The sequence below is a fragment of the Avibacterium paragallinarum genome (assembly GCF_900450705.1).
Taxonomy (GTDB): domain Bacteria; phylum Pseudomonadota; class Gammaproteobacteria; order Enterobacterales; family Pasteurellaceae; genus Avibacterium; species Avibacterium paragallinarum.
Genome location: NZ_UGHK01000001.1, coordinates 493,089 through 518,667 on the forward strand (window position 1 = coordinate 493,089; position 25,579 = coordinate 518,667).

A 25,579-nucleotide genomic window follows, 5' to 3' on the forward strand; every position below is an offset into this window, starting at 1 on the left:
TTAATTAATACAGACCAAAGGTCGCACGCAAATAGCTGGCAACGGCTTCGTGGCGGTTTAAACCGATTTGTTCTAACTGCGGACAGGCTTGTTTTAAGCGAGGATCGGCGTTACCCATAATGCAGCCTTTACCCACTTCGCTGAGCATTTCCACATCGTTCATTCCATCACCAAAAGCGATGCAGGCAGTTAAGCCATATTCACGCGGGGCGATTACCTGTGCAAGTGCGGTGGCTTTTGACACATTTTTATTCATAATTTCTAAGCATTGTGGCGTGGAGTAGGTGAGGTAAATGGCATCGCCAAAGCGTTGTTTTAAATGCTGTTCGATAGGGGCGAGATCAGCAGCGGTGCGTCCAATAAAAAATACTTTCTCCGTGCCACGCCCGTGGTGGTGCTGGAAATCCACCACCTTATAGCTAAAGCCAGAATCTTGATGATATTTCGCCAACTCGGGCAAATCTAAACTAATAAACCAGCCCTCATCTTGATAGCTATTGACGAAAACATTTTTTTCATCGTACGGGGTTTGCATTATCTCAAGGGCAATGTCCTCAGGCAGACTGTTGCTTAATAATAACTCACCTTGCAGGTTATGCACCCTTGCACCGTTTGAGGTAATCATCACCGCGTTATCAAGCTTCACTTTGCCAAGAATGTGAGCGACATCTTGATGACTTCGCCCAGTGGCAAGGATAATATCAATCTTTTTTTGTGCCAGTTTTTCAAGGGTTTCAATGGTGAAATCACCGATAACGTGATTTCCGTTGAGTAACGTGCCGTCTAAATCAGAAACAACGGCACGGAATGGTTGATTTTGCATTGTTAAACTCCCTAAATAGAATGGCGTTATCATAACAAATTTATGGGGAAACTGCTTTTATTTTCATCGAATGAAATTATTCAGCTAATTGTAAGAGCAAGCCTATGTGCCAGCCGGCTAGCAGGAGCTTGACGATTTTTATTCTAGCAATTTGCACAAGTTTAAAAGTGCGGTAGGATTTTTTGATATTTTTTGCACCGCACTTTTCTTTTCCCATGTTTTAAAGAAAACGATTGCGAAATTGAAAAAATCCCTTGATTTCTATGCTAAATATGGTATCAATAACACCCAGTAATTTAATTTATGTAAATTCAACACAAACAATGACAAAAATTCACTCTCTTATTGGCATTATTATTAACCTCGTGGTGGTTCTCATCGCGGGGTTTTGGCTTGCTAATAACTAGAGTAAATTTATAACTTAACTTGTCAGATTAGAAAGCCCCTCGCAGAGACCCTCGAGAGGCTTTTTTTATAAGTGATTAATCAATGAAGTAGGTGAAAGATGAATGGTGCAAGATTAGTAACAGAATGTTTGAAAGCCCATAATGTTGATGTGGTGTTTGGCTACCCAGGTGGGGCGATAATGCCTGTTTATGATGCCATTTATGATTCAGGGCTTGAACATATTTTATGTCGTAACGAACAAGGAGCTGCGATGGCTGCGATTGGCTATGCCAGAGCAAGCGGGAAAACGGGGGTGTGCATTGCTACCTCAGGCCCAGGTGCAACTAATTTAATCACAGGATTAGGTGATGCGTTAATGGATTCCATTCCTGTGGTGGCAATAACGGGACAGGTGGCAACGTCATTAATTGGGACGGACGCATTCCAAGAGGCTGACGTGTTGGGATTATCGCTAGCTTGTACCAAGCATAGTTTTATCGTTCAAAGCATTGACGAACTTCCTGAAATTATCGCCAAAGCCTTTCAAATCGCACAAAGTGGTCGCCCTGGCCCCGTGTTAATTGATATTCCTAAAGACGTTCAATTTGCTGAAACGGATCTCAAACCCTTCACCATTCCTGTTGAAAAACCGACCGCACTTGATCATTCGCAAGTCGAACAAGCCCTTGAGTTATTGAAAAATGCAAAACGCCCGATTGTCTATGTGGGCGGCGGCGTGGGAATGGCGAACGCGGTGCCTGCCTTGCGTGAATTTTTGGCTGTGAGCGAAATCCCAAGCATTTCAACGCTAAAAGGCTTGGGGGCGATTTTGCCTGATACGCCTTATTATATGGGAATGGTTGGAATGCACGGCACCAAAGCCGCCAATTTAGCGACACAAGAATCGGATTTATTATTGGTGTTCGGGGCAAGATTTGATGATCGGGTAACAGGGAAATTAGACACCTTTGCCCCAAATGCCAAAGTGATTCATTGTGATATTGACGTGGCAGAATTAGGCAAACTACGCCGTCCTGACGTGGCATTGCGTGGTGATCTCAGCGAAATTTTCCACGCCCTCACGGTGAAGTTGGATCTTGCGGATTGGCATAAGGAAATTAATCAATTAAAACAACAATTTGATTTCCGTTATGCAGAAAATCACGGCAACCAACCAATTAATCCTTGGTGGTTAATCCACAGCGTTTCACAGCAAAAAGATAAAAACGCCATTGTTACCACGGACGTGGGGCAACATCAAATGTGGTCGGCTCAGCATATGCAACATTATGCCCCTGAAAATTTCATCACCTCCGCAGGCTTCGGCACAATGGGCTTTGGCTTGCCTGCAGCGATTGGGGCGAAAAAAGCCCGTCCACAAGATGAAGTGATTTTGGTAACGGGCGATGGTTCATTAATGATGAATGTGCAAGAACTCGGTACGATTAAGCGGGCAAAAACACCAATCAAAATAATTTTGCTGGATAACCAACGCTTAGGAATGGTGCGTCAGTGGCAAACCCTGTTCTTCCAAGCACGCCATAGTAATACGATTTTAGATGATAACCCTGATTTCGTTACCCTCGCCTTAGCCTTTGGCATTCAAGGGGAACGCATTGAACGGGGCGAGGAAGTGCAAGCGGCGTTAGACCGTTTGTTCGCGAGCGAAGGGGCGTATTTATTACATATTTGTATCCCTGCAGAAGAAAACGTATGGCCACTTGTGCCACCCAATGCGTGCAATGTGGATATGTTAGAACAATAATGGAATAAAAAGTGGGGAAATTATGCAACAATATCAATTAGTTATTACAGCGAATCGCCGCCCAGAAACCTTAGAGCGTTTATTGCGTGTGGTGCGTCATCGTGGCTTTGAAGTGATTTCATTACACAGCGAAACGCAAGAAAAAACGCTCCATTTACAGCTCAAGGTGCAAAGTGAAAGAGAGGTTGAATTGCTTATTAATCAATTAGTTAAATTGCCCGACGTGCTAGATTTACACTAAGTTTATTATTGGGCGGAATGTTCGCCCGCAAACACAAATTATAATATTAATAAAGTTTGGAGAGATTATGCCTAAATTACGTTCCGCGACCAGCACACAAGGTCGCAATATGGCTGGAGCAAGAGCCTTGTGGCGCGCCACAGGAATGAAAGAAAATGATTTTGGTAAGCCGATTATCGCCGTAGTCAATTCTTTCACCCAGTTTGTCCCTGGTCACGTTCACCTTAAAGACATCGGGCAGCTGGTGGCTCAGCAAATTGAGCAAGCAGGCGGGGTGGCGAAAGAGTTTAACACCATTGCGGTTGATGATGGGATCGCAATGGGACACGGCGGAATGCTGTATTCCTTGCCTTCCCGTGATTTAATCGCCGATAGCGTAGAATATATGGTGAATGCTCACTGTGCAGACGCAATGGTGTGTATTTCTAACTGCGATAAAATCACCCCAGGAATGTTAATGGCCGCATTGCGCTTGAATATTCCAACGATTTTCGTTTCTGGCGGCCCGATGGAAGCGGGAAAAACCAAACTTTCCGATCAGCTCATCAAATTGGATTTAGTGGACGCTATGGTGCAAAGTGCGGATAAAAATGTATCAGATTCTGATGTGGAAACCATTGAGCGTTCTGCCTGTCCAACTTGTGGTTCTTGTTCAGGAATGTTCACCGCAAATTCAATGAACTGTTTAACCGAAGCTTTAGGCTTAAGCCTACCTGGCAATGGATCTTGCCTTGCGACCCACGCTGATCGTAAACAGCTTTTCTTAGACGCAGGCAAACAAATTGTCGAACTGTGCAATAAATATTATCAGCAAGATGATGAATCCGTATTGCCACGTTCCATTGCCACTAAGCCTGCGTTTGAAAATGCAATGAGCTTAGATATTGCAATGGGCGGTTCAACCAACACCGTGTTACACCTACTCGCCGCAGCTCAAGAAGCGGAAGTGGATTTCACAATGGCAGATATTGATCGCCTTTCCCGCCGTGTGCCTTGCTTAAGCAAAGTCGCCCCGAATACGGCTAAATATCATATGGAAGATGTGCATCGTGCAGGCGGTATTATGGCGATCCTTGGTGAGTTAGATCGTGCAGGATTGCTTGATAACCAAACTCGCACCGTATTAGGTTTAAGCCTAGCTGAGCAAATTGCCAAATACGACATTATGCTCACGCAAGATGAACAAATTCGCCAATTCTATCGTGCAGGGCCTGCGGGTATTCGCACCACTCAAGCCTTTTCGCAAGATTGCCGTTGGGACAGCCTTGATGACGATCGCGAGAATGGCTGTATTCGCAGTAAAGCCTTTGCTTATAGCCAAGATGGCGGCTTAGCAATGCTTTCTGGTAATATCGCCTTAGACGGCTGTATCGTTAAAACCGCAGGGGTGGACGAATCCATTTTGAAATTCACCGGCAAAGCCATTGTCTTTGAAAGCCAAGAAGATGCGGTAAGCGGCATTCTCGGCGGCAAAGTGCAAGCGGGACACGTGGTGGTTATCCGCTACGAAGGGTCAAAAGGTGGACCGGGTATGCAAGAAATGCTGTATCCAACCAGCTATTTGAAATCAATGGGCTTAGGCAAAGCCTGTGCCTTATTAACGGACGGGCGTTTTTCGGGCGGCACATCGGGGCTTTCCATTGGGCATTGCTCGCCAGAAGCCGCAGCAGGCGGGACAATTGGCTTGGTGAAAGACGGCGATACCATTGAGATCGATATTCCAAACCGTTCAATCCAATTATTGGTTAGCGAGGAAGAATTGAGCGTACGCCGAGCAGAGCAAAATGCCAAAGGCTGGAAGCCTGTAAATCGTCAGCGTGAAGTGTCTTTCGCACTCAAAATGTACGGCTATTTCGCTACTTCAGCAGATAAAGGCGCGGTGCGAGATCGTTCCAAATTAAGCGACTAAATCAAAATGACCGCCTTGTGTAAATCAAAGTGCGGTCGTTTTTTCGCGAATTTTTTATAATTTCTGCCTAAATTTAGGCATACAAGGAAAGCAAAATGCAAAAAATGCTAAAACAGCATATTAAATTTTTCACCAGTTTGATCTTGGTGGTTCTCTCTTTTATGGCGTTTCGCCTACTTTCGCAAGGCGATATTAGTACCGATCTCATTTATTCTTGGGATATGGGAATGAGCCTGTATTTATTTTGGACATTTTGGACAATTCGCCAACAACATCGCCACCGTGAACAAATGACCGCGATACTTCAAGAACGTCAAACTGGCACAAAAGCAATGTTTTTAATTGTAAGCGTGATCATTATCGCATGTATCGTGGCATTGGTTCGCTTAGTGAGCATTGCACAAAATCTCCCGCCAATGGAAAAGGCGTGGCATATCACCTTAGCGATTATTTCCATTTTTCTTTCTTGGTTGGTGATCCATATTTTGTTTGCGATTCGCTACGCCCATTTATTCTATCACGCGAAAGTCAGCGGTGAGCCAATGCCACTGCAAATTCCACAAAGCAACGGGCAAAATGGCTATCAAACCGAGCCAAATTACTATGATTTTATCTACACCGCCTTGATTATCGGCACATCAGCACAAACGGCCGATGTGATGTTTTCCTCCCGAGCGGGGCGAGTGTTAGGCGGGATTCATAGCATTGTCGCCTTTATTTTCAACGTAACCGTGCTTTCCTTATTAATTAACATTATTTCTGGTTTTATTTAAGGATAATAAAATGACAACCCTTGCATTTAACAATCCAACTCCGAGCGGAGATGATTATTTAAAAACCATTTTGAAACTGGGTTCTGTGGTATATCAAGCGGCACAAAGCACGCCGTTACAGCCAATGGAAAAACTTTCCGCCCGCTTGGAAAATCAAATTTTGATTAAGCGTGAAGATCGCCAGCCTGTGCATAGCTTTAAATTACGTGGCGCTTATGCAATGATCGCCGCCTTAAATGATGAACAACGCCAAGCTGGCGTGATTGCAGCCTCTGCGGGCAACCACGCGCAGGGCGTGGCACTATCCGCCAAATTATTGGGCTTGAAAGCATTAATCGTGATGCCACAAAATACGCCAAGCATTAAAGTAGAGGCGGTGCGTCATTTTGGTGGCGAAGTGCTGCTTTACGGTGCAAACTTTGATGAAGCCAAAAGTAAGGCGATTGAACTTTCCAAAAGCAAAAATATGACCTTCATTCCCCCTTTCGATCACCCTTTAGTGATCGCAGGGCAAGGCACGTTGGCGTTGGAATTATTGCAACAATCTTCCAACATTGATCGCGTGTTTGTCCCCGTGGGCGGCGGTGGCTTAGCCGCTGGTGTTGCCGTGCTAATCAAACAATTAATGCCAGAAATTAAAGTGATCGGCGTGGAAAGCAAAGATTCAGCCTGCCTGTATCAAGCCTTAAAAGCAGGGCAACCAGTGGATCTCGAACGTGTCGGCTTATTTGCGGACGGCGTGGCAGTAAAACGCATTGGCGATGAAACTTTCCGTTTATGCCAGCAATATCTTGATGATGTGGTGCTGGTGGACGGCGATGAAATTTGTGCCGCAATGAAAGATATTTTTGAAAACGTACGCGCGATTGCAGAACCTTCAGGCGCGGTTTCGCTGGCAGGATTGAAAAAATACGTTAAAGAAAATCACATTCAAGGGGAAACCTTGGTGAATATTTTATCGGGCGCTAACCTAAATTTCCATACGCTACGTTATGTATCTGAGCGTTGCGAAATCGGTGAAAAACACGAGGCTATGCTTGCAGTAACCATTCCTGAAGAAAAAGGCAGCTTCTTGCGTTTCTGCCACTTGCTTGGCGATCGTGCCGTTACGGAATTTAACTACCGCTATGCGGATCAAGCGCAAGCCTGTATTTTTGTCGGAGTGAGAATTCGTGGTGAAGATGAAAAAAATGAAATCATCGCGCAGTTGCAACAGCACGGCTATTCCGTTATGGATCTCTCTGATGATGATGTGGCGAAAACTCATATTCGTTATATGATCGGCGGACGCTCATCAAGCAAGGCGAAAGAACGCTTATACAGCTTTGAGTTTCCAGAACAAAAAGGTGCGTTACTTAAATTCCTTGAAATGCTCGGCACACACTGGAACATCTCACTGTTCCACTACCGCGCCCACGGCACAGACTACGGCAATGTGCTTGCAGGCTTCCAACTTGATGAAAATGATGAAATCCGCTTCAACGGACACCTCGAAGAACTCGCCTACACCTATCAAGATGTAACAGATAGCCCAGCTTATCGATATTTTTTAGGGTAAAAAATAAGCCACCGAAAAGTGCGGTGGCTTTTTTGTGTGTTTTTTTGAAACCTAATCCGATTTCTACTGAGATTTCGCCATCTTCAATTTTCTGATTGCGGCTTTGGCTTTCTGCGTTAGTTAAAATAAATAGCTCACATTTAAACCAAGAGTATTGCTCTTAAACTCAATCTCATTTTTCGCTTTTAAGGTTACACGGCTATAATCTAAACCTGCGATAAGGTTATCTGCGAATTTAACTTTCACCCCTAAGCCATAGCTGAAACCGAATGCACCGCTGTTTTCAAAGGTTACCCTATCAAAATTGGAGTTGCTCTCATTCATATCAAAATTCCCTGCTTCAACCCCAACTTTAACATAAGGAAGAATGTTATCGATTTGATAGCCTTGCAAATAGTGAAGCCCTACACGGAAATTTTCTTTCGCGATTTCTTCTCCTGCATCGTCTTTTATTTTGTTATTTGGAATACTTAATTTTCCTTCAACCATTCCAATAAAATTGTTGCCATAATCAAAAGCATATCCACCGATCACGCTAATGCCTACGGAGCGAGAGCTTGAACCTGTATAATTCCCATTAGAAGAATAACCAATTTCTTCGGCTGGAATAGAAAAAGATTGTTTATTAAAACCGAGTTCACCACCTAGATACCCACCTTCAAAGTTTGTTGCCTGACTGAGAATCGGTGTCATCAAAAATATCGTTACGGATAATATTTTTCTCATAGCTAAAAGCCCCTCCTATAGATGAATTTGTTCTAATTTAGCTCGTTGTTCTGCTGTTAATGTGTTGATATCAATAATATTTAATGCTCTTTCTTTTTGGGTACTTAATGTGCCAGTAACTTCTGCCGGAAGTTTGTACATTGCTCCTGTGATAGGATCAACAATGAGTAATCCTACTAAGCCACCAAATAATAAATTACCAATATACCAGCCATCAACTTTTGGCGTAACATCAACGGTTGAAATAGATTTTCCTTTGCGGAAAGTAATTGTATATTGGGCTTTTTTGAAATAGCCATCGCCTGCTTTGAGTATTACCGTATGAGGTGTTGTTCCTCTAGAAATAATTTCTCCTTTTGCGTTTTTAATCGTAAATTCAGCACCTGAAGGCTCTGATTTAATGAGTACAGGATATTTGCTATCGCTAACAATTGTGGCACAACCTGTAAGTGCTAATGCACTAGAAAGAAATGCAACTTTAAGTAAAGTTTTCATAGATAAACCTCTGTAAATATGTAAAATAGAACGTGGAGAAACACGGCTGCATCTTGATAAATTAGAAAAAATTGCACAGATTTTTGATGTGGATATTATCGAATTATTACAACCAAATGAAAGAAGTGTCTATTTTATGATGAGTGAAAATGGCGATCATACATCAGCAACTTATTATGGTTCATCTGAACCAACATTATTTGAAAACGAAAAACTTAAATTATCCCTCAAATATAAAGATCAAATTATTGAACAAAAAGATAAAGAAATTCAGTCATTGCAAGAAATTATTCAATTATTAAAAGCACAATTAAAACAGGTATAAAAAGTGCGGTATATTTTTTCTTTAAAATTTAATACCGCACTTACTCTCTATTGTAATGATTAGATCTAGAAAAAATTAGTTTCCAAGGTGATTAAAGAATATTTTCAAAATTCTCCGTGACTTCTTTTGGCCACACGCTCGATTGCACTTCACCAATATGTTTCTTATGAAGAAGTAACATCGTAAGTCTAGACTGCCCTATTCCTCCACCAATCGAAAGTGGTAGATGTCCATTAACTAATTTTTGATGCCAATCAAATTGTAAACGTTCCTCATCATTTGTAAGAGAAAGCTGTTTACGCAATGCAGTTTCATCAACGCGTATCCCCATTGATGATACTTCAAAGGCTCGTTCTAGTATCGGGTTCCAAACGAGAATATCACCATTTAGTCCCTTATAGTCACCTTCTGAAGTTGTTGTCCAATCATCATAATCTGGTGCACGTAAATCGTGAGGTTTTCCATCAGAGAGTACTCCGCCAATACCTATTAAGAATACCGCACCATATTCTTTACAAATCGCATTTTCACGTTCTTTTGCATCTAAATCAGGGTAACGTTTTACTAAATCTTCACTATGCACAAAAGTAATTTCTTGTGGTAAAAAACGCTCTAGATTAAATTTTTCACTCACTGCAGCCTCTGTTTCCAAAATCGCTTGATAAATTGAGCGAACTGTTTCCTTGAGATAAGATAAATTACGGCGGCCTGCTGGGATAACTTTTTCCCAATCCCACTGGTCAACAAAAACAGAATGAGTTTGATCAAGGCTGTCTTCATCTGGACGTAATGCTTTCATATGCACAAATAAGCCTTCTCCCTCGGCAAAACCAAAACGAGCAAGGGTATGTCGTTTCCATTTTGCTAAAGAATGCACAACTTCAAACGTCACATCTGTGATCTGTTTCACATTTACTTGAACTGCTTTCTCTATACCTGAAAGATTATCTTGAATACCATCCCCTACTTGGCTTAGGATAGGACCTTGAACTTCAACAAGCCCTAAATGCTCGGAAAGTTTTTGTGTAAACGTATTTTTAGTAAAGCTGATTTCTTGTTGTTGTAGAATGAATGATTTTTTCATTGTATTTACCTTATTTATATGAGTTTGAAATTTTTATGTATTATTCAACAAAACAAGTATAGATTTCAATACTTATAAAAACAAATAAGATTTTAATTAGATTTAATTCAAATAAAATACATTGATTTTAAATAAAATTTAATTTGGGAGATTTTAATGCATCATCTTGATAATTTAGATAAACAGATTTTACGTGTATTAATTAACGATGCTCGAACACCTTATGCCGAAATGGCAAAAAATTTTGGAGTTAGTCCTGGTACTATTCACGTTCGAGTAGAAAAAATGCGTCAATCTGGAATTATTCAGGGTACTAAGATCCGTATTGATCAACGTAAACTTGGCTATGATGTATGCTGTTTCATCGGCATTATTTTAAAAAGTGCAAAAGACTACGAGAAAGTTATTGCTCAGCTAGAAAAATTTGAAGAAGTGGTAGAGGCTTATTACACAACTGGTAATTATTCAATCTTTATTAAAGTAATGACTCATACTATTGCGGAATTACACGCTGTGTTAGCAACAAAGATTCAGCTAATTGATGAAATACAATCAACAGAAACATTAATTTCAATGCAAAATCCTATTCTACGTGATATTACACCATCTTCTTAATATTGATTGGGCAAAAATTTCTGTTACATATTCCAGTGTCTATTTTTTAGATCAATACAATACCAAAATGATCATTTTGGTATTGTATGTAATTTAATATCTATTCTGACCTTTACTCTTTCTCTATGACAGCAATGGGAAACGCGGGTGATAATTTTGCTGGCATAGAAGCTGGAGAAAAAAACCAGAGTAATTTGGGGGAAACGGTAATCTTTTCATTTTCCTGACAGGGAGCCAATCTATAATCATTATACTTTCTGCCCGCACTTAAACAGGTATTTGTTCTCATTGATTTTATTTCAACGCCTCCTAAAACTGTTGGAATAATAACCCAAAGAGACCCCGCATCTTTCGGATCACAACTCTCAGAGATTAACCTATTTTGGATAGTATAAAGGCAGCGTTCTAAACCTGGTACTCTAAACTGAGTAAGTCCAGCTTTTTTAAAGGTTGTTTCAGACGCTGGCACTTCACTAATAATCCATTGAAAATTACGTTGATCTTTATATTGCCCATTAATAAGAGGAACTCCCGTTTCTAAACTACGCAGTGAAATCAATGGATTTACTTGTACCATATCATCAATTAACTCAGCATCTATATCTGCTGAACTAAACTGACTAAAGAAAGTGAATATTGAAAATAAACCAATTTTGAAAACAGTTTGGATGAAATTAGTCATAAAATTATCCTTAACGTGGAACAAAAAAACCAACTGGACGATGGTCAGATAATAGCTGACTACGAATCTGACCAAATAAAATAGAAGCGATAATAGCCGTACCAATAAAACTTCCAGAATTTCCAACGATACCGTAGTCTAGCGTTCCTCCGCTTTGTTGCGTCGGTGTTGTTGGAGCAATGATATCAATATGTCTTGCCACACCAGGTTCTGAAGTTTCTAAAGAGCGTTGTAAATTAGAAGGCACGCGATTGAAATCACCGACAATCATCCAATTGGTATTACGCTGTTCTGGACGAGTATTAAAATAATCAAAAACAGCACGGACGATTGCAGTGGAATCTGCTCCTCGGCTTGCTAAAGCATGAATAGAAAAAAATGCATCATTGCCGATACGAATACCTATAATTGGTCTAGAAATAACTGTGGGAGGTGGAATAACAATGACTTCATCCGCACGGATTCTACTCACAATTGCAAGATTAACTCGATTGGCTCCCACATCAACACGAGAATAGTAAATAAATACATTGTCAGGACGCGACGATGTGCCTAAATTCCAAGTATATTCATGAATAGGAATGCCAACGCCTACAGGCTGAACCATCCTTTCAGTAATCATCGCACTACTTGGCAAAACCCCAGCTTCTTGAACAGCTAAAATATCAGCAGCTCCTTCGCCTGTAATGAGTTGACGAACACTCACATTCCATTTATTTTCATTCGCTGCAGAAGAACCTTGTAAATTCCATGTAGCAACTTTAAAGTCTTCTAAGTTTGCGTTTGCTTGTATAACATATAACAAAAAGCCTAAACATAACATTATTCTTTTTAGCATAATTATATTTCCCTAATTATTCGGTATTGGATAGGAGTCAAGAATTGGAGGGGCAATAAACCATTGCTGATCAACAGTAAATTGATCTCCCGTAGGGCATTTTACGAACGTAATTGGCATATATACTGTCGAACGTCTTTCAGGTATACGCAAACATTTTTGATTACCTGCATTTTTTAGAGCTACAGCACCATTGGTTAATGATAATAAATCAAACTGCTGACTCAATTTATTACGATTGCACGCAGAATGAATAATTCCATTTTTATATGCCGCCATACAAGTCTTAGTTCTTACATTACGGAATGACACTGAACCATTCGCATTTTTTAAAACATACCAATTACGCAATTGTCCAAAAGATTTTGAATCAAATGGTGAATATCCCCATAACCAGTTATTTGGTGCAAGAGCCCATACTGTAATTACACCTGAAGAGTGATTCATAATGCTTACCATAGGTATTCCCTTAGAAGACGATTTATGAGAAATCAGAGGAGTAACAACGGCATTTGCATCCTCACCCACTATTTCTCCTACCTTGCCTGGGGGAGTAGGAGTATCAGTAAGTAAATTTGGGTTTAAGGAATCTGAATTAGCTTGAGTACTATAAAAACAAGCTATGAGCAAAAATCCATAGATAATATAATGTCGCATAATAAATCTCTAATTATAATTAGGTACAGGTGGGAGATTATAAAACAATATACTCATAAGCACTATTTTTTTTTTATCCGTGTTCTGAAAATATTATTTTTTATTACTCACTCATCATAAGATAAGCAAGTGTTAATGTTTAGATATCCTATTTGATCTAACAGGTTTTCAAAAGGTCTAGCTTTTATCTAGACCTTTACCAACATACTAAAAATAAGCATTACCTTTTGGTATGTTGAATTTAATATAAGCTAAAAGATTGAATATAGGGGAGTTTGCCACTCTTGAGCATTTTTTCGATGCCGCTGCGGTGGTCGTTTGTGCCTAGTCCGCGTAATTCAAAATTAACGCTAATGCCGTTGTCGTACAGCACTTGGTCGGCTTTTTGCCCTTCTTTGCTGGTTACATAACGTCGAACGCCGATACCTGCTGACCAGCAGCAGCTGTTGTATCTTATGCCAACATATTGTTCCACGGGCTTTTTGAGGGCGAGATCTTGGTAATAACGCCCCACTACAGCCCAGTTGTCGGCAATTTCCCACGCGGCAGTTACACCAAGTTGTTTAATGTCTTGGTTGTAGGCTTTTGCACCTGTGAGGTTTTGGTCGATATACTCTCTGCTGGCGTAGCGATAGCTTAATTGCACAAGATTATTACCACTCGGGTTAAATTCTAACACAGAATTTGCCAGTGAGGTTTGGTGTAAACTTGGATCATATTGATAGCTTACTCTCCAATTCCATTGTGGGCTAATTAGCCAGTTAGTTTCTAGCGACCACGAGGAGCTAGAGCGATGGCTAGTGTTATCGCTATTATTATCAATACGTGAGCTACTCATATAATAAATTTGCCCAACGGAGAGGTTAAAGCGTTCATTTCCGCTTTCATCATAAAAGCGGGTTGTACCACCAAAGGTGAATTGGTTAGCGGAGGCAATGCGGTCTAAGCCACTATATCGACGATCGCGGAAGAGGGAAAAATAATCCTGTTGTAATAAAGCGGAGTCGTAACCAAAGCCGAGATATTGGCTGTTTAATTTTGCTCCGATGTCGCTTTGATCTTTATATGGACGATAAAGATATTGAATATGCGGTTCAAGGGTTTGGGTGTAGCCTTGAATAAAACTTTCTTTATTCGCCAATAAGGTTTGGAAATCCACTTTCACTTGTGGCAGGACGCGATTGACCGAACGCTGCACCTCTGCATTCGCACTGCTGCCTTTGGTTTGGTTGTAGTGAGTGGCATACAGTTTGGTTTCAATATTTAAGCTGCCGTAGCGGTTGGAAAGCGGGAAGTTTAAACTTGGCTCTAAGTGGAAACGCCACGCTTTTGGCATTAAGGTGCTGTCATTTTCAAAGCGAGTAATTTGAGAGAAGAATTTGAAATCTAAACGCCCGTCAGCAAGGTCATTGCGGTAATAATTGAAATCAATTTGTGGTAGAACGCGATAAGGCCCGATCTCCGGTTCATCAAACACTTGGAATTGCTTACCTGAAATTGATAAATTGTAGTTGGGTTGATAATAGGCAATGCGGAAATTTTGATCGGCATAGCCGTCCGTGCTACTTCCGTAATTTGAATCAAAATCGTTGAAATAACGCTTGTCGCTCACTTTGGTATAATCTACGTTAAGCCGCCAATTTTCTAAAAAACTTGAACTGTGCTGCCAGTGGAATAAATGGCGGGAGCGGTTTTCCCCTTGATAATCATCATAACGATCATTGCCTAAATATTCGCCAGCGATAACTCCCTCGCCAATTTGCGTGAGGTAACGGGCTTCACCGTTAAACTGCCAACCACGTTTTGACATAAATTTTGGTGTGATGGTCATATCAAAATTCGGTGCGATATTCCAATAAATCGGCTGGTTATACCAATAACCATCACGGCTGGAATGCCCCGCGGTTGGCATTAATAAGCCTGAACGGCGGCGGTCGCCAATGGGGAGCTGCAAGTAAGGGGTATAGAAAATCGGCACGCCGTGTACTTTCAAGCGAGCGTGCCACATTTCTGCGTATTCTTCTTTGATGTGCTGACGCATTTCGCTGGCTTCGATCATCCAGCTATTATCATCAGGCAAGCACGAGGTGAACGTGGCATTTTTAAGCAAGCGGTAATCTTCGCGTAGCTCCACTTGTTCCGCACGCCCCCGCCCTTGTCGCCCGACAAACTGGTAATCGGCAGCGTTAATATCGGCATCTTTATTATTGAGGTTAATTTTTGCTGACTGACCCAATACATTAATGAGGTTATCTTTATAATCAAATCTCTCTTTGGCATAAGCGGTGCGTTGAATTGCCTCGCCCTCGCCCGTTTGCACCACTTCCACCACTTGGGTGGTTAAATGGCGGTTGCCCTGTTTGATCTCCACGTCCCCCTCATAGCGGGCATTCACGGGCTGATTAAGTTCTGCTCGATCCGCTTCAATATAAACGGGTAAATCGTTGTTTGAGGTTTGCACCACCTCCCCAGTAAAATGGGGAACGCCTGCCAAACAGCGTTGTTGCAAACTTGCCCAACTTGACGTGCCATAAAGTGCGGTCAAAATTGAGAAAGAAAGTAAAGTGTAATAATTTTTTTTCATTAATAACCCATTTGATTTTCAGGTGTAAAAATTAACCTGATTATAAAGAAAAACCGCTCAAAAAGCATTTTATTTATGTTTACAAAAACACGCGTTTAAGTGATCGTCCACCAAGCCCATTGATTGCATAAAAGCGTAGCAGGTGGTTTCGCCCACAAACACGAAGCCCTTTTTCTTCAAGGCTTTCAACAGTTGTTTTGAAGTTTCCGTTTTGGCAGGTACGACGGAGAAATCGGGTATATCATTGATTTGCGGTTTGTGATCTACAAACGCCCAAATAAAATCGCTAAAATTCTCACCGCACTTTTGCATTGCTAAATAGGCTTTGGCATTTTTTACGATGGCATCCAGCTTTGCCCGATGGCGAATCAACCCCGCATTTTGCATTAACGCGTCAATATCTTGCTCGGTCATTTGAGCGATTTTGACGGGATCAAAATGATGAAAGGCTTGACGATAATGCTCGCGTTTTTTCAATACCGTGATCCACGAAAGCCCTGCTTGTTGCCCCTCTAAGCACAGCTTTTCAAATAATTTCACACTGTCATATTCGGGCCTGCCCCATTCATTGTCGTGATAATCCTCATAAATGGCTAAGCCCTCCGCCCAGCCGCAACGCGTTTTCATTACTTCTTCCTCATATTTGTGATGACGATCACAGATTTTCTACTTTTAATCTCACGGATTTAATTTAAAATTTTACCTATTGATACCAAAGCTAAAATAGCTATCTCATCATCGGCAAGATGTGCTATTGTATTCCAACTTAACCAACAATCCAATTAGAGGTAAATATGACAACACAATTAGATGCACTACGCGAAATGACTGTGGTTGTGGCAGACACAGGTGATATTGAAGCCATCAAAACCTACCAGCCACAAGATGCAACCACCAACCCATCATTAATTTTAAGTGCCTCAGCCTTACCCCAATATGCCCCATTAATTGACGAAGCCATTGCTTATGCCAAAACAAAAAGCAATGATAAAGCTCAGCAACTCATTGATGCTGAAGATAAACTCGCGGTAAACATCGGTTTAGAAATTCTGAAAATTGTACCAGGACGCATTTCCACCGAAGTGGACGCACGCCTTTCTTACGACACGCAAGCCACGGTGGAAAAAGCACGCCAATTAATCGCACTTTATAATGAAGCGGGCGTATCAAACGATCGCATTCTAATTAAAATTGCCTCTACTTGGCAGGGTATCCGTGCAGCAGAAATCCTTGAAAAAGAAGGCATTAACTGTAACCTCACGCTATTATTCTCCGAAGCACAAGCACGTGCTTGTGCTGAAGCAGGCGTGTATTTAATCTCCCCATTTGTAGGACGTATCCTTGATTGGTACAAAGCTAACGGCGAGAAAAAAGACTACGCACCAGCGGAAGATCCAGGTGTAATTTCAGTAACCAACATTTACAACTACTACAAACAACACGGCTATCAAACCGTGGTAATGGGTGCGAGCTTCCGCAACGTGGGTGAAATCACCGAGCTTGCAGGCTGCGACCGTTTAACCATCGCCCCAGCCTTGTTAAAAGAATTGCAAGAAAATCACACCGCACTTGTGCGTAAATTGGAATACAAGGGCGAAGTGAAAGCCAAACCTCAGCCACTAACCGAAAGCGAATTCTACTGGCAACACAACAGTGATCCAATGGCAGTAGAAAAACTGGCAGAAGGTATCCGCAAATTCGCCATCGACCAAGAAAAACTAGAAGCGATGTTATTGGCGAAGTTTTAATTCAATCACCTATCTAACACCTAAGTTTCGGCTTAGGTGTTAGCCTATCAAAAACACCATATCACTAATTAATAATTTCTTGACTATTTTTCTATTGGGCATAGAATGCTTGCGAATTTATTTAAAGAAATTTAATAAATCATAATTATTTTTTAACTTTCGAGCATTATATGTTAGGTATTTTTACTCAAACTGATCCGGCACGTCGTCGCTATGGCGTAGCTGCCTTTGTCGGCATTATTGCTGGATTAATCTCAGCATTTGTAAAATGGGGAGCAGAACATCCATTTCCTCCGCGTAGTCCCATTGATTTATTTGTTGCGGCTTGTCAAGACCCATCACAAGCATTAGAGGTATGTTCTCGTGCATTTTTAAATCCGCCGCACGTTTTCTTACGTGATTACATCGGTATTGATCCTACCGCTGCGGTATTCACCTTTGCCGATCACGGTTTTGATTGGATAGGTGTTACTCACATCACATTCTCTTTAGTGTTTGCAATTGCCTACTGTGTAGTTGCGGAACGTTTCCCTAAAATCAAGTTTTGGCAAGGTATTGGTGCGGGCTTAATTGCTGATATTTGTGTACATTACATCACTTTCCCAGCATTAGGCTTAACACCACCTGTTGCAGACTGGCCATTATACGAACATATTTCTGAATTAGTTGGTCATATCTTCTGGTTCTGGACAATTGAAATTATCCGTCGTGATTTACGCAACAGAATCACGCATCAACCAGATCCTGAGGTTCCATTAGATCAACCTTATCGTTAATCAGTAAAGCCCGAATAATTCGGGCTTTATTTTTTAGGTGCGGTGTAAAATCGTGAATATTCATTCAAATACCTTCAACACATCTAAGCTCACTTCTTCGCCATTTAAATAATCTTGCAAAGCTTGGCTAACTAAAGGATTACGCTCTGCTTGTCCTTCTTGCTGAATATAATGCTGAAATTCTTCTGGAGTAAGCCATAAACCATCTTCGATGTCAGGATCAGTGGGTGAAATTGGAAAATGTGCTGTTAGCTCTACCGAAAAAACAAAACGCAAATAATCTTTTTGACTACGTGGTGCATACCATTGATAAATTTTAATCAGCTTATTTGGCTTAGCTCGAATACCAGTTTCTTCAAGCAATTCACGCATTGCCCCTTCAATAATGCTTTCGTTTCGCTCTAAATGACCAGCGGGTTGATTTAAGGTCATTTTTCCATATTCAAATTCTTTTACAAATAAAAATTTTCCTTGACAATGTACTACGCAAGCCATTGTGATATAAGGTTTATACATAAGATTTCCTTAATTTTAAAAATTCATAGAGCTGCTCCAGTTCTTGGAAATTAAGTTGATGATACTGCCCCAACGGCAAATTTTCTACACTAAAACACGCCATTCCAGCTCGAATTAAACGCAAAGTAGGAAACCCTATATATGCCGTCATTCGGCGAACTTGGCGATTTTTTCCTTCACTGATCCTAATCTCTAACCAGCTAGTAGGAATACTTTTTCGTTCCCGAATAGGGGGATCTCTTTCCCATAAGAAATTTGGTGCAGGAATTAACCGCACTTTAGCTGGTAAAGTTCTACCATCTTTCAAGTTTACTCCTTGACGTAGCAAATTAAGCTCTCTTTCCGTTGGTTCACCCTCCACCTGTACCCAATAAATCTTTTCAGTTTTATATTTAGGATCAGCCAAACGATGCTGAATTTCACCATTGTTAGTAAGAATTAATAGCCCTTCACTATCAAGATCCAAACGACCAGCCGGATAAATACTGGGAATAGGAATAAAATCTTTCAGCGTTTTCCGTCCGCTTTCATCCGTAAATTGAGTCAATACATTAAAAGGTTTATTAAATAACACGACGTTAGTTTCAAGAATACTAGGCCCCCTCACCTTTTTACGATAAGAATGCTGAACCGTTTCTTCGCGTAAATTTTGCCCTTTTTGAATATTACGTCTTGAAAGAAATTTTGCCTTCATATATGTTATGAAAATGTTGATTTGTTATACAGAAAAAGAAACATCTTTAACCGTAATTAATCTTCTTTTGTTAAACATTTCACTTACTATAGCACAACATCAACCATAAAGGAGAAATCCAATGACTCAATCCCCAATTATTATTCCTCAAGGTGAGAAAATTCATTTAGGCATACAAGGTGACATAATCGTACCAAATAATCCGATTATCCCTTTTATCGAAGGCGATGGTATTGGTGTAGATGTTACTCCAGCAATGCAAGCAGTCATCGATGCCGCGGTAGAAAAAGCCTATCGAGGTAAACGTAAAATTTCCTGGCTAGAAATTTATGCGGGACACAAAGCCAATAAAATCTATGGTGAAAATACTTGGTTACCAACCGAAACCCTTCAATTGATTAAAGAATATCACGTTGCAATTAAAGGACCGTTGATGACACCTGTAGGGGGTGGTATTCGTTCCCTCAATGTAACAATGCGTCAAGAACTTGATCTCTACAATTGTCTACGTCCAATTCGTTATTACAGTGGTACACCAAGTCCAGTAAAACATCCAGAAAAAGTGAATATGATCATTTTCCGTGAGAACTCAGAAGATATCTATGCTGGCGTAGAATGGAAAGCAGGTTCACCAGAAGCAAACAAAGTTATCCAATTTTTACAACAAGAAATGGGCGTAAATAAAATTCGCTTTCCACAAGATTGTGGAATTGGAATTAAACCCGTATCCAAACAAGGTACACAGCGTTTAGTGCGTGCAGCATTACAATATGTGATTGACAACGATAGAAGCTCTCTCACTTTAGTACATAAAGGCAATATTATGAAATTCACTGAAGGAGCATTCAAAGAATGGGGTTATGAAGTAGCAAAAGAATTTGGTGCAACCTTAATTAACGAAGGACCGTGGATGAAATTTAATAACCCTAAAACGGGACGTGAAATCATTATTAAAGATTCTATCGCCGATGCTTTTTTACAAGAAGTTTTACTGCATCCCTCTGATTATGATGTCATTGCCACGCTTAACCTGAACGGTGACTACATTTCAGATGCACTTGCTGCACAAGTAGGAGGAATTGGCATTTCTCCAGGAGCGAACATCGGTGCAGAAGCAGCCATTTTCGAAGCTACCCATGGTACAGCTCCAAAAATTGCGGGGCAAAATAAAGGGAATCCTGGCTCACTCATATTAAGTGGAGAAATGATGCTACGCTATTTAGGCTGGATAGAGGCAGCAGATTTAGTTATTAACGCAATGGAAAAAACCATTAAAAATAAAACCGTGACCTTTGATTTTGCTGAAATGTTAGAAGGTGCAAAATTACGCACTACATCAGAATTTGCTAATGATATTATAAAAAATATGCAATAACATAGAAACATTGCACGGTTTATTTCAATCATCAACTAAAATAAGCCGTGCAAGAGTTATATCGGTCTAATTATATAGCTACAAGATTCTGCGATTTTATGAAGCTAAACATAAAAACTTATTTTTAGTCTTCTAATCTTTCCATAATAACCGCATTAAAATAAGAGTGGTCACACCAACACCGCACTTCTCTATTCCAATGAAAACAAATCAATATTAATGACGAGTATTTTAATCACTGATTTAAGCAATCATTAGCTAATTTAAAGTGCGGTGAATTTTTACTTAGAAGAATTGTTTAATCAACCCATACCGTATTTTTTTAATTTTTTGCGTAATGTACCACGGTTAATGCCAAGCATTAATGCTGCACGGGTTTGGTTGCCGCGTGTGTATTGCATAATCATATCGAGCATAGGGTGTTCAACTTCCGCTAAAACTAATTCATAAAGATCATTCACATCTTGTCCGTCTAATTGTGCAAGATAGTTTCTTAATGCTTGTTTCACTGAATCACGAAGTGGTTTGTTTGTTACTTGAGATTGTGAATTTAATACTGAAACGGTTAGGGCTTCAGCTGGATTACGTTGTTGTTCTAACATTGTTGTCTTTATCCAATAAAATCAAATTAAAAAAATCCTCCAATGCGTTTAGTTGCTCGGTGGCATTGCTAATCACATTAAAAGTCTGCCTAAAATCGGAATTAGGTTGAATTCCCTGTAAATACCAAGCAACGTGTTTGCGTGCAATGCGATAGCCTTTTTCTTCACCGTAAAACTGATGAAGATCGCGAATATGCTGCAAAATCACACCGCACTTTTCCGCTAAACTTGGTTCAAAAGTGGTTGGGTTCGTTTCGCTTAATGTTGCCATTGATTGAAAAATCCAAGGCTTTCCTAATGCACCACGCCCAATCATTATTGCATCAGCACCAGTGTAATCAAGCACCTTTTGGGCTTTTTGCACCGATGTAATATCGCCATTTGCGATCACAGGAATGGAAATTTGTTGCTTCACCGCTTTGATATTGTCGTATTCTGCTTCGCCCTCAAATAAGCATTCACGGGTTCTTCCGTGAATGGTGAGGGCTTGAATGCCTGCTTGTTCGGCAATTTTGGCGATTTCCACACAATTTCGATGTTGTCGATCCCAGCCTGTTCTAATTTTTAATGTTACAGGCACATCAACAGCACGCACCACAGCTTCAAGAATTTGACGGACTAAATCAGGATATTGCAAAAGGGCAGAGCCTGCCAATTTGCGATTTACCTTTTTGGCGGGGCAGCCCATATTGATGTCAATAATTTCTGCACCGTAGTCCACATTCACTTGTGCCGCTTGTGCCATTTCTTGCGGATCAGATCCTGCAATTTGCACGGCATTAATGCCTACATCTTGATGATAAGCAAGACGTTGTTTCGATTTCTCTGTATGCCACACACGGGGATTACTCGCCATCATTTCTGAAAAGGTTAATCCCGCACCATAGTTCGCACAAAGGCGTCTAAAAGGTTGGTCGGTAATCCCTGCCATTGGCGCAAGCAAAATACGGTTTTTTAATTGATAATCACCAATTCGCACTGCGTTACCCCTAACAAGTTACCACCTTAACACACAATCCATCGCCAGCCCCAACGGGCAAGGCGTGCTATGATACGCACTTTTCACCCATTTGAAAAGCATATTTTTTATACAAAAAGGAATTTTTTTAATTGTTTTGACCTAGGTCTATTAATTGCGCAGAAAGGCAACAAATCGGGACGATAATTTGCAAATGTCAATAGTAAGTAACGAATTTATAACTATTTTTCAGTATTTATTTGTATTTTGGGAAATTATTATTTATTATTCAATACAAATAAGAACCATTATCATTTGCGTTGAGGGGGTTAATAATGAAATTTCAACAGTGTTATTTATCCTTAGCCTTATCTGCCTGCTTAACTAACGTTGCCAATGCAGCAGAATTGGATACGATTTTTGTCAAAAGCAATGCTGAAGTTCAAGCAGAGCAGAAAAAAGACGAGGTTTATCTTCATAATATCACCAATATGTATTCCGATAAGGAAGCGGTTGAACGCTATAAAGGAGCTGCACCCGCGGATCTGTTTCAAGCTTTTAATGGGGTGTACAGTGGTGATGCACGCAATAGTGGTGCCGTTGATCCAAATATTCGTGGCGTGCAAGGACAAGGGCGTATTCCTGTAACGATTGATGGCACAGAGCAGGCGATTACAACTTGGCGCGGTTACAACGGGGCAAATAATCGAAATTATCTTGATCCGAATTTAATTGGTGGCATTACCCTTGAAAAAGGGCCAGCGTTAGTGGCAGGAACGGCAAGTGGCATTGGTGGGACGGTTAAAATGCGTACTATTGATGTTGATGATATTGTGGCTCCCAATCAAAAAATCAGTGTTGAATTAAAACTTGAGACCAGCAATAACTCGGTAAAAGAACATCCCAATAACCTGCATTTAGGTGAAGACTCTCGTATGTATGATCCTTTTCCTGGGGATTTTCTTCCTACTACCTTGGTTAAGCCTAAAACCAAAGGAGAATGGGGCAAAGATAACGCAATGCGTTTAGCCGTTGGGTTACGTGAAGAAAAATTTGATCTATTAGTCGCTTATAGTTATCGCCGTAAGGGCAATTATCTATCTGGGAGAGGTGGTTCTCATCGTTACGAAGGGAGCGTTGATGAGAAATCGGGACGAGAGTTAAAGCAAATGGAGCCCAATTTACCTTTTGCGGCCTCGATTTATCGTCCTCATACGGAAATTCCGAATACCTCAAGTGTCATGGAATCTTATTTACTAAAAAATACTTGGCGGTTTACGGATAAACAAGAACTCAAACTGGGTTATCGCCATACTAAAATGACTTATGGCGAGATTATGCCTTCTCGTTTAGATTTTTCAAAATTTTATGACCGTGTGCCTCAATGGCCTTTAGCTACAGTGACACAGCACACCTTTAATGCTGATTATCATTACAACCCCGATAACCCATTGATTAATTTAAAAGCGGGGATATGGTACACACGCACCATTAGCGATACCAACACCTCTGGCGGTAATCCACGGGAGCCAAATGAGCTAGATAATGAATTTATGGGGATTGCGATGCAAAAATGCTATAGACCAATGAGTGAGGAGGATCTTGCTAACTCCACGCCAGATGAGTTTATGAATCAATTTGATTTAAATTGTATGAAAGCCGAACAGGCAGAATGGAGCAAAACGCACCCAAATATCAATGGCAAATATAATTTTGTGAATGCCGCACAATCTAATGCGTATAACACCAGAAGAGGATTTAACCTCAGCAATCAAATGCATTTAACAGATAAATTGGATTTAACCCTTTCTGGCTCATTTCAAAAAGAGCATCTCACCAGTGATCACCTAAAATCAAAACCTAACCCAAATAGCACTTATGAAAGCCCTGCAAGAATGGGGCGCCGTCAAGAGTGGGATATCGCCTTTAATTTTAACTATCGCCCAACTAATTGGTTAATGCTAACTGCGGGAGCTCGTTATAATGAATATTGGTCTTATGATGATTACTTAGATAAATTGGTTAAATCGGGTGTGCTTTATAAACCTTATGAAGATAATCCAGATTCCCCTGGAAAAATTTCCATTGGTAAAACATTATCTTTTGATGAAATTGTTTCACAAGATATTTGGAATCAATACCAACAATTAATGACAGAAAAAGATAACTTAAGAGAAGAGTATAGAAACAGATTAGGTAACAGATATAGAAGAGCTCCAGAGTTCAAAAGAAAAGACAGAGAAATCGTTGATAAGCTAGATGATCTTTTGGGGGAAGGTGGAAGTTGGACATCTTTAAAAGATGATGGCGTTATTAGAAAACATTCTGTAGAGATAGATTTCCATAGTGATGGTCGTTTACATAAAGAAGATAATCCTTTTTATAATGGTACGCTAAAAAATGAAAAAGTGATTAATCCAGCCACAGGAAAAGTGACCAATAAATATACTAACAGCTCTTTAGGAGAGCATTATGAAGCCTTAAAAGAAAGCGATAAATTAAAAAAAGTAGAAAAACGTCGTGCTCACGCTTTTGCTCCAGCATTTTCGGCAACGGCATTTTTAACGGATAATTCTCGGGTATATCTTCGCTATACGCAATATGCCCGTATGCCAAGTATTTTTGAAGATACCGTTGGTTTTTCCGCCAGTGCTGACACCAATACCCGTTTCAAAGATGCCCGCTTAAAACCTGAACGCACTAAAAATATTGAGGTGGGCTATGCCTATGATTTTAGCTCCTTATTTAATACGCCAACCAAAGCAGATGTAAAACTCAGCTATTATCACAATGTAACTAAAAATGTTATCGACCGTAATACTGATTTTCGTTTTGTTCAATTAGATAAACGGGTTATTGATGGCATAGAACTTCAAGCACGCTACGATAACGGCGATTATTTTGCCGATTTAGGGGTCGCTTATAACCTTAAAAATAAAGTCTGTGATGCGGATATGGCAGTGGAAATGGATCCTGTCGCAATGCGCGTACCACATTGTATGACTGGTGGTTTCCCTTGGGGTTATTTGCGTACCCAATTACAACCTAAATATTCCATTACTGCTAATCTCGGTGGACGTTTCTTTGATCGTAAATTAGAAATTGGTAGCCGTTGGCTTTATCACAGCAAAGCGGTCAATAAACAAGAAGCAAGATTATTTGAACTCAATGAAAGCCTTTCTACAAATGAAAAAATAGATTTAGGTTGGAACAGACCGATGTACTGGCAACCTGTGTTAGTAGTGGATGCTTATATTAAATATCAATTTTCACCGAATTTAACCGTCGAATTCACGGGCACCAATTTAACCAATCGTTATTATCTTGATCCAATGACACGTTCAATGATCCCCGCACCAGGGCGGACATTTAAATTGGGGTTAACGGCGAAATTTTAATTTCAGCTTTGGCTGGGATTAAAAAGGCGGTCATTTCCCCTTCGCTCTCA

At 40.4% G+C, this 25,579-nt stretch carries 25 protein-coding genes; 12 read left to right on the forward strand and 13 right to left on the reverse strand.

The genetic code is table 11. The annotated features are described in order from the left end of the window. Positions 1-4: 4 nt before the first annotated feature. Positions 5-823, reverse strand: coding sequence for a Cof-type HAD-IIB family hydrolase (locus DXZ23_RS02680; RefSeq protein ID WP_017806658.1), 819 nt, complete (start codon positions 821-823; stop codon positions 5-7). Positions 824-974: 151 nt separating this feature from the next. On the opposite strand from DXZ23_RS02680, the gene DXZ23_RS15320 reads away from it, so the two are divergent. The 6 genes from DXZ23_RS15320 to ilvA all read left to right on the forward strand — a co-directional run bounded on the left by DXZ23_RS15320 (position 975) and on the right by ilvA (position 7,456). Beyond that, positions 975-1,118: a hypothetical protein gene (locus tag DXZ23_RS15320; protein WP_172457180.1), complete on the forward strand. Its 144-nt coding sequence runs from the start codon at positions 975-977 to the stop codon at positions 1,116-1,118. A gap of 210 nt (positions 1,119-1,328) precedes the next feature. Next, on the forward strand, positions 1,329-2,975 hold the full coding sequence (gene ilvG, locus DXZ23_RS02685; protein WP_017806656.1) for an acetolactate synthase 2 catalytic subunit: 1,647 nt from the start codon (positions 1,329-1,331) through the stop codon (positions 2,973-2,975). Between the two features lie 22 nt (positions 2,976-2,997). Continuing rightward, a complete protein-coding gene (ilvM, locus tag DXZ23_RS02690; RefSeq protein ID WP_017806655.1) occupies positions 2,998-3,216 on the forward strand; it encodes an acetolactate synthase 2 small subunit in 219 nt (72 codons plus the stop codon). A 67-nt stretch (positions 3,217-3,283) separates the two neighbouring features. Further along, positions 3,284-5,125 carry a dihydroxy-acid dehydratase gene (ilvD, locus tag DXZ23_RS02695; protein WP_017806654.1) on the forward strand — a complete coding sequence of 614 codons (1,842 nt, stop codon included), beginning with the start codon at positions 3,284-3,286 and terminating at the stop codon, positions 5,123-5,125. Between the two features lie 95 nt (positions 5,126-5,220). Then, the gene (locus DXZ23_RS02700; RefSeq protein WP_017806653.1) at positions 5,221-5,898 is read left to right on the forward strand and encodes a DUF1345 domain-containing protein; all 678 of its coding nucleotides are present in this window, start codon (positions 5,221-5,223) and stop codon (positions 5,896-5,898) included. Positions 5,899-5,908: 10 nt separating this feature from the next. Continuing rightward, positions 5,909-7,456: a threonine ammonia-lyase, biosynthetic gene (gene ilvA, locus DXZ23_RS02705; protein WP_017806652.1), complete on the forward strand. Its 1,548-nt coding sequence runs from the start codon at positions 5,909-5,911 to the stop codon at positions 7,454-7,456. 120 nt (positions 7,457-7,576) lie between these two features. On the opposite strand, the gene DXZ23_RS02710 is transcribed toward ilvA, so the two are convergent. Together DXZ23_RS02710 and DXZ23_RS02715 are read right to left on the reverse strand one after the other, a co-directional pair. Beyond that, positions 7,577-8,182 (reverse strand): outer membrane protein, encoded by a 606-nt coding sequence (locus DXZ23_RS02710; RefSeq protein WP_081603144.1) that lies wholly within the window; start codon positions 8,180-8,182, stop codon positions 7,577-7,579. A 15-nt stretch (positions 8,183-8,197) separates the two neighbouring features. Next, positions 8,198-8,677 carry a hypothetical protein gene (locus tag DXZ23_RS02715; RefSeq protein WP_017806650.1) on the reverse strand — a complete coding sequence of 160 codons (480 nt, stop codon included), beginning with the start codon at positions 8,675-8,677 and terminating at the stop codon, positions 8,198-8,200. 88 nt (positions 8,678-8,765) lie between these two features. On the opposite strand from DXZ23_RS02715, the gene DXZ23_RS02720 reads away from it, so the two are divergent. Then, positions 8,766-9,002, forward strand: coding sequence for a hypothetical protein (locus tag DXZ23_RS02720; protein WP_021724662.1), 237 nt, complete (start codon positions 8,766-8,768; stop codon positions 9,000-9,002). 91 nt (positions 9,003-9,093) lie between these two features. On the opposite strand, the gene asnA is transcribed toward DXZ23_RS02720, so the two are convergent. Then, complete coding sequence (asnA, locus tag DXZ23_RS02725; protein WP_017806648.1) at positions 9,094-10,086, reverse strand: aspartate--ammonia ligase; 993 nt, start codon at positions 10,084-10,086, stop codon at positions 9,094-9,096. A 156-nt stretch (positions 10,087-10,242) separates the two neighbouring features. Here asnA and asnC point away from each other — a divergent pair, with 156 nt between their 5' ends. After that, entirely contained in the window at positions 10,243-10,701 is a 459-nt protein-coding gene (gene asnC, locus DXZ23_RS02730) for a transcriptional regulator AsnC (protein WP_017806647.1), read from the forward strand. Positions 10,702-10,813: 112 nt separating this feature from the next. Here asnC and DXZ23_RS02735 read toward each other — a convergent pair whose 3' ends face one another. From DXZ23_RS02735 to DXZ23_RS02755, 5 genes are all read right to left on the reverse strand, one after another. After that, the gene (locus DXZ23_RS02735) at positions 10,814-11,383 is read right to left on the reverse strand and encodes an RICIN domain-containing protein (protein WP_017806646.1); all 570 of its coding nucleotides are present in this window, start codon (positions 11,381-11,383) and stop codon (positions 10,814-10,816) included. Positions 11,384-11,393: 10 nt separating this feature from the next. After that, complete coding sequence (locus DXZ23_RS02740) at positions 11,394-12,221, reverse strand: cytolethal distending toxin subunit B family protein (protein ID WP_021724663.1); 828 nt, start codon at positions 12,219-12,221, stop codon at positions 11,394-11,396. Between the two features lie 12 nt (positions 12,222-12,233). Next, entirely contained in the window at positions 12,234-12,878 is a 645-nt protein-coding gene (locus DXZ23_RS02745) for an RICIN domain-containing protein (RefSeq protein ID WP_021724664.1), read from the reverse strand. Between the two features lie 241 nt (positions 12,879-13,119). Beyond that, entirely contained in the window at positions 13,120-15,462 is a 2,343-nt protein-coding gene (gene lptD, locus DXZ23_RS02750; RefSeq protein WP_017806643.1) for an LPS assembly protein LptD, read from the reverse strand. Positions 15,463-15,531: 69 nt separating this feature from the next. Then, positions 15,532-16,089, reverse strand: a complete 558-nt coding sequence (locus DXZ23_RS02755; RefSeq protein WP_017806642.1) for a DNA-3-methyladenine glycosylase I — start codon at positions 16,087-16,089, stop codon at positions 15,532-15,534. A gap of 167 nt (positions 16,090-16,256) precedes the next feature. Here DXZ23_RS02755 and tal point away from each other — a divergent pair, with 167 nt between their 5' ends. Together tal and DXZ23_RS02765 are read left to right on the forward strand one after the other, a co-directional pair. Further along, positions 16,257-17,210: a transaldolase gene (gene tal / locus DXZ23_RS02760; RefSeq protein ID WP_017806641.1), complete on the forward strand. Its 954-nt coding sequence runs from the start codon at positions 16,257-16,259 to the stop codon at positions 17,208-17,210. 170 nt (positions 17,211-17,380) lie between these two features. Beyond that, the gene (locus DXZ23_RS02765; protein WP_017806640.1) at positions 17,381-17,986 is read left to right on the forward strand and encodes a YagU family protein; all 606 of its coding nucleotides are present in this window, start codon (positions 17,381-17,383) and stop codon (positions 17,984-17,986) included. Between the two features lie 60 nt (positions 17,987-18,046). On the opposite strand, the gene DXZ23_RS02770 is transcribed toward DXZ23_RS02765, so the two are convergent. Together DXZ23_RS02770 and DXZ23_RS02775 are read right to left on the reverse strand one after the other, a co-directional pair. After that, positions 18,047-18,502, reverse strand: a complete 456-nt coding sequence (locus DXZ23_RS02770) for an NUDIX domain-containing protein (protein WP_017806639.1) — start codon at positions 18,500-18,502, stop codon at positions 18,047-18,049. After that, positions 18,495-19,166, reverse strand: a complete 672-nt coding sequence (locus tag DXZ23_RS02775) for a pseudouridine synthase (RefSeq protein WP_035660081.1) — start codon at positions 19,164-19,166, stop codon at positions 18,495-18,497. Before DXZ23_RS02775 ends, DXZ23_RS02770 begins: the two co-directional genes overlap by 8 nt. 151 nt (positions 19,167-19,317) lie before the next feature. Here DXZ23_RS02775 and icd point away from each other — a divergent pair, with 151 nt between their 5' ends. After that, the gene (icd, locus tag DXZ23_RS02780; protein ID WP_017806637.1) at positions 19,318-20,571 is read left to right on the forward strand and encodes an NADP-dependent isocitrate dehydrogenase; all 1,254 of its coding nucleotides are present in this window, start codon (positions 19,318-19,320) and stop codon (positions 20,569-20,571) included. A 302-nt stretch (positions 20,572-20,873) separates the two neighbouring features. On the opposite strand, the gene fis is transcribed toward icd, so the two are convergent. Together fis and dusB are read right to left on the reverse strand one after the other, a co-directional pair. Continuing rightward, the gene (gene fis, locus DXZ23_RS02785) at positions 20,874-21,173 is read right to left on the reverse strand and encodes a DNA-binding transcriptional regulator Fis (protein WP_017806636.1); all 300 of its coding nucleotides are present in this window, start codon (positions 21,171-21,173) and stop codon (positions 20,874-20,876) included. Then, positions 21,154-22,152, reverse strand: a complete 999-nt coding sequence (dusB, locus tag DXZ23_RS02790; RefSeq protein ID WP_017806635.1) for a tRNA dihydrouridine synthase DusB — start codon at positions 22,150-22,152, stop codon at positions 21,154-21,156. The genes fis and dusB overlap by 20 nt, the downstream gene beginning before the upstream one ends. A gap of 314 nt (positions 22,153-22,466) precedes the next feature. Between dusB and DXZ23_RS02795 the strand changes: the two genes are divergently transcribed. Then, complete coding sequence (locus DXZ23_RS02795) at positions 22,467-25,529, forward strand: TonB-dependent receptor domain-containing protein (RefSeq protein WP_021724668.1); 3,063 nt, start codon at positions 22,467-22,469, stop codon at positions 25,527-25,529. Positions 25,530-25,579: the final 50 nt, after the last annotated feature.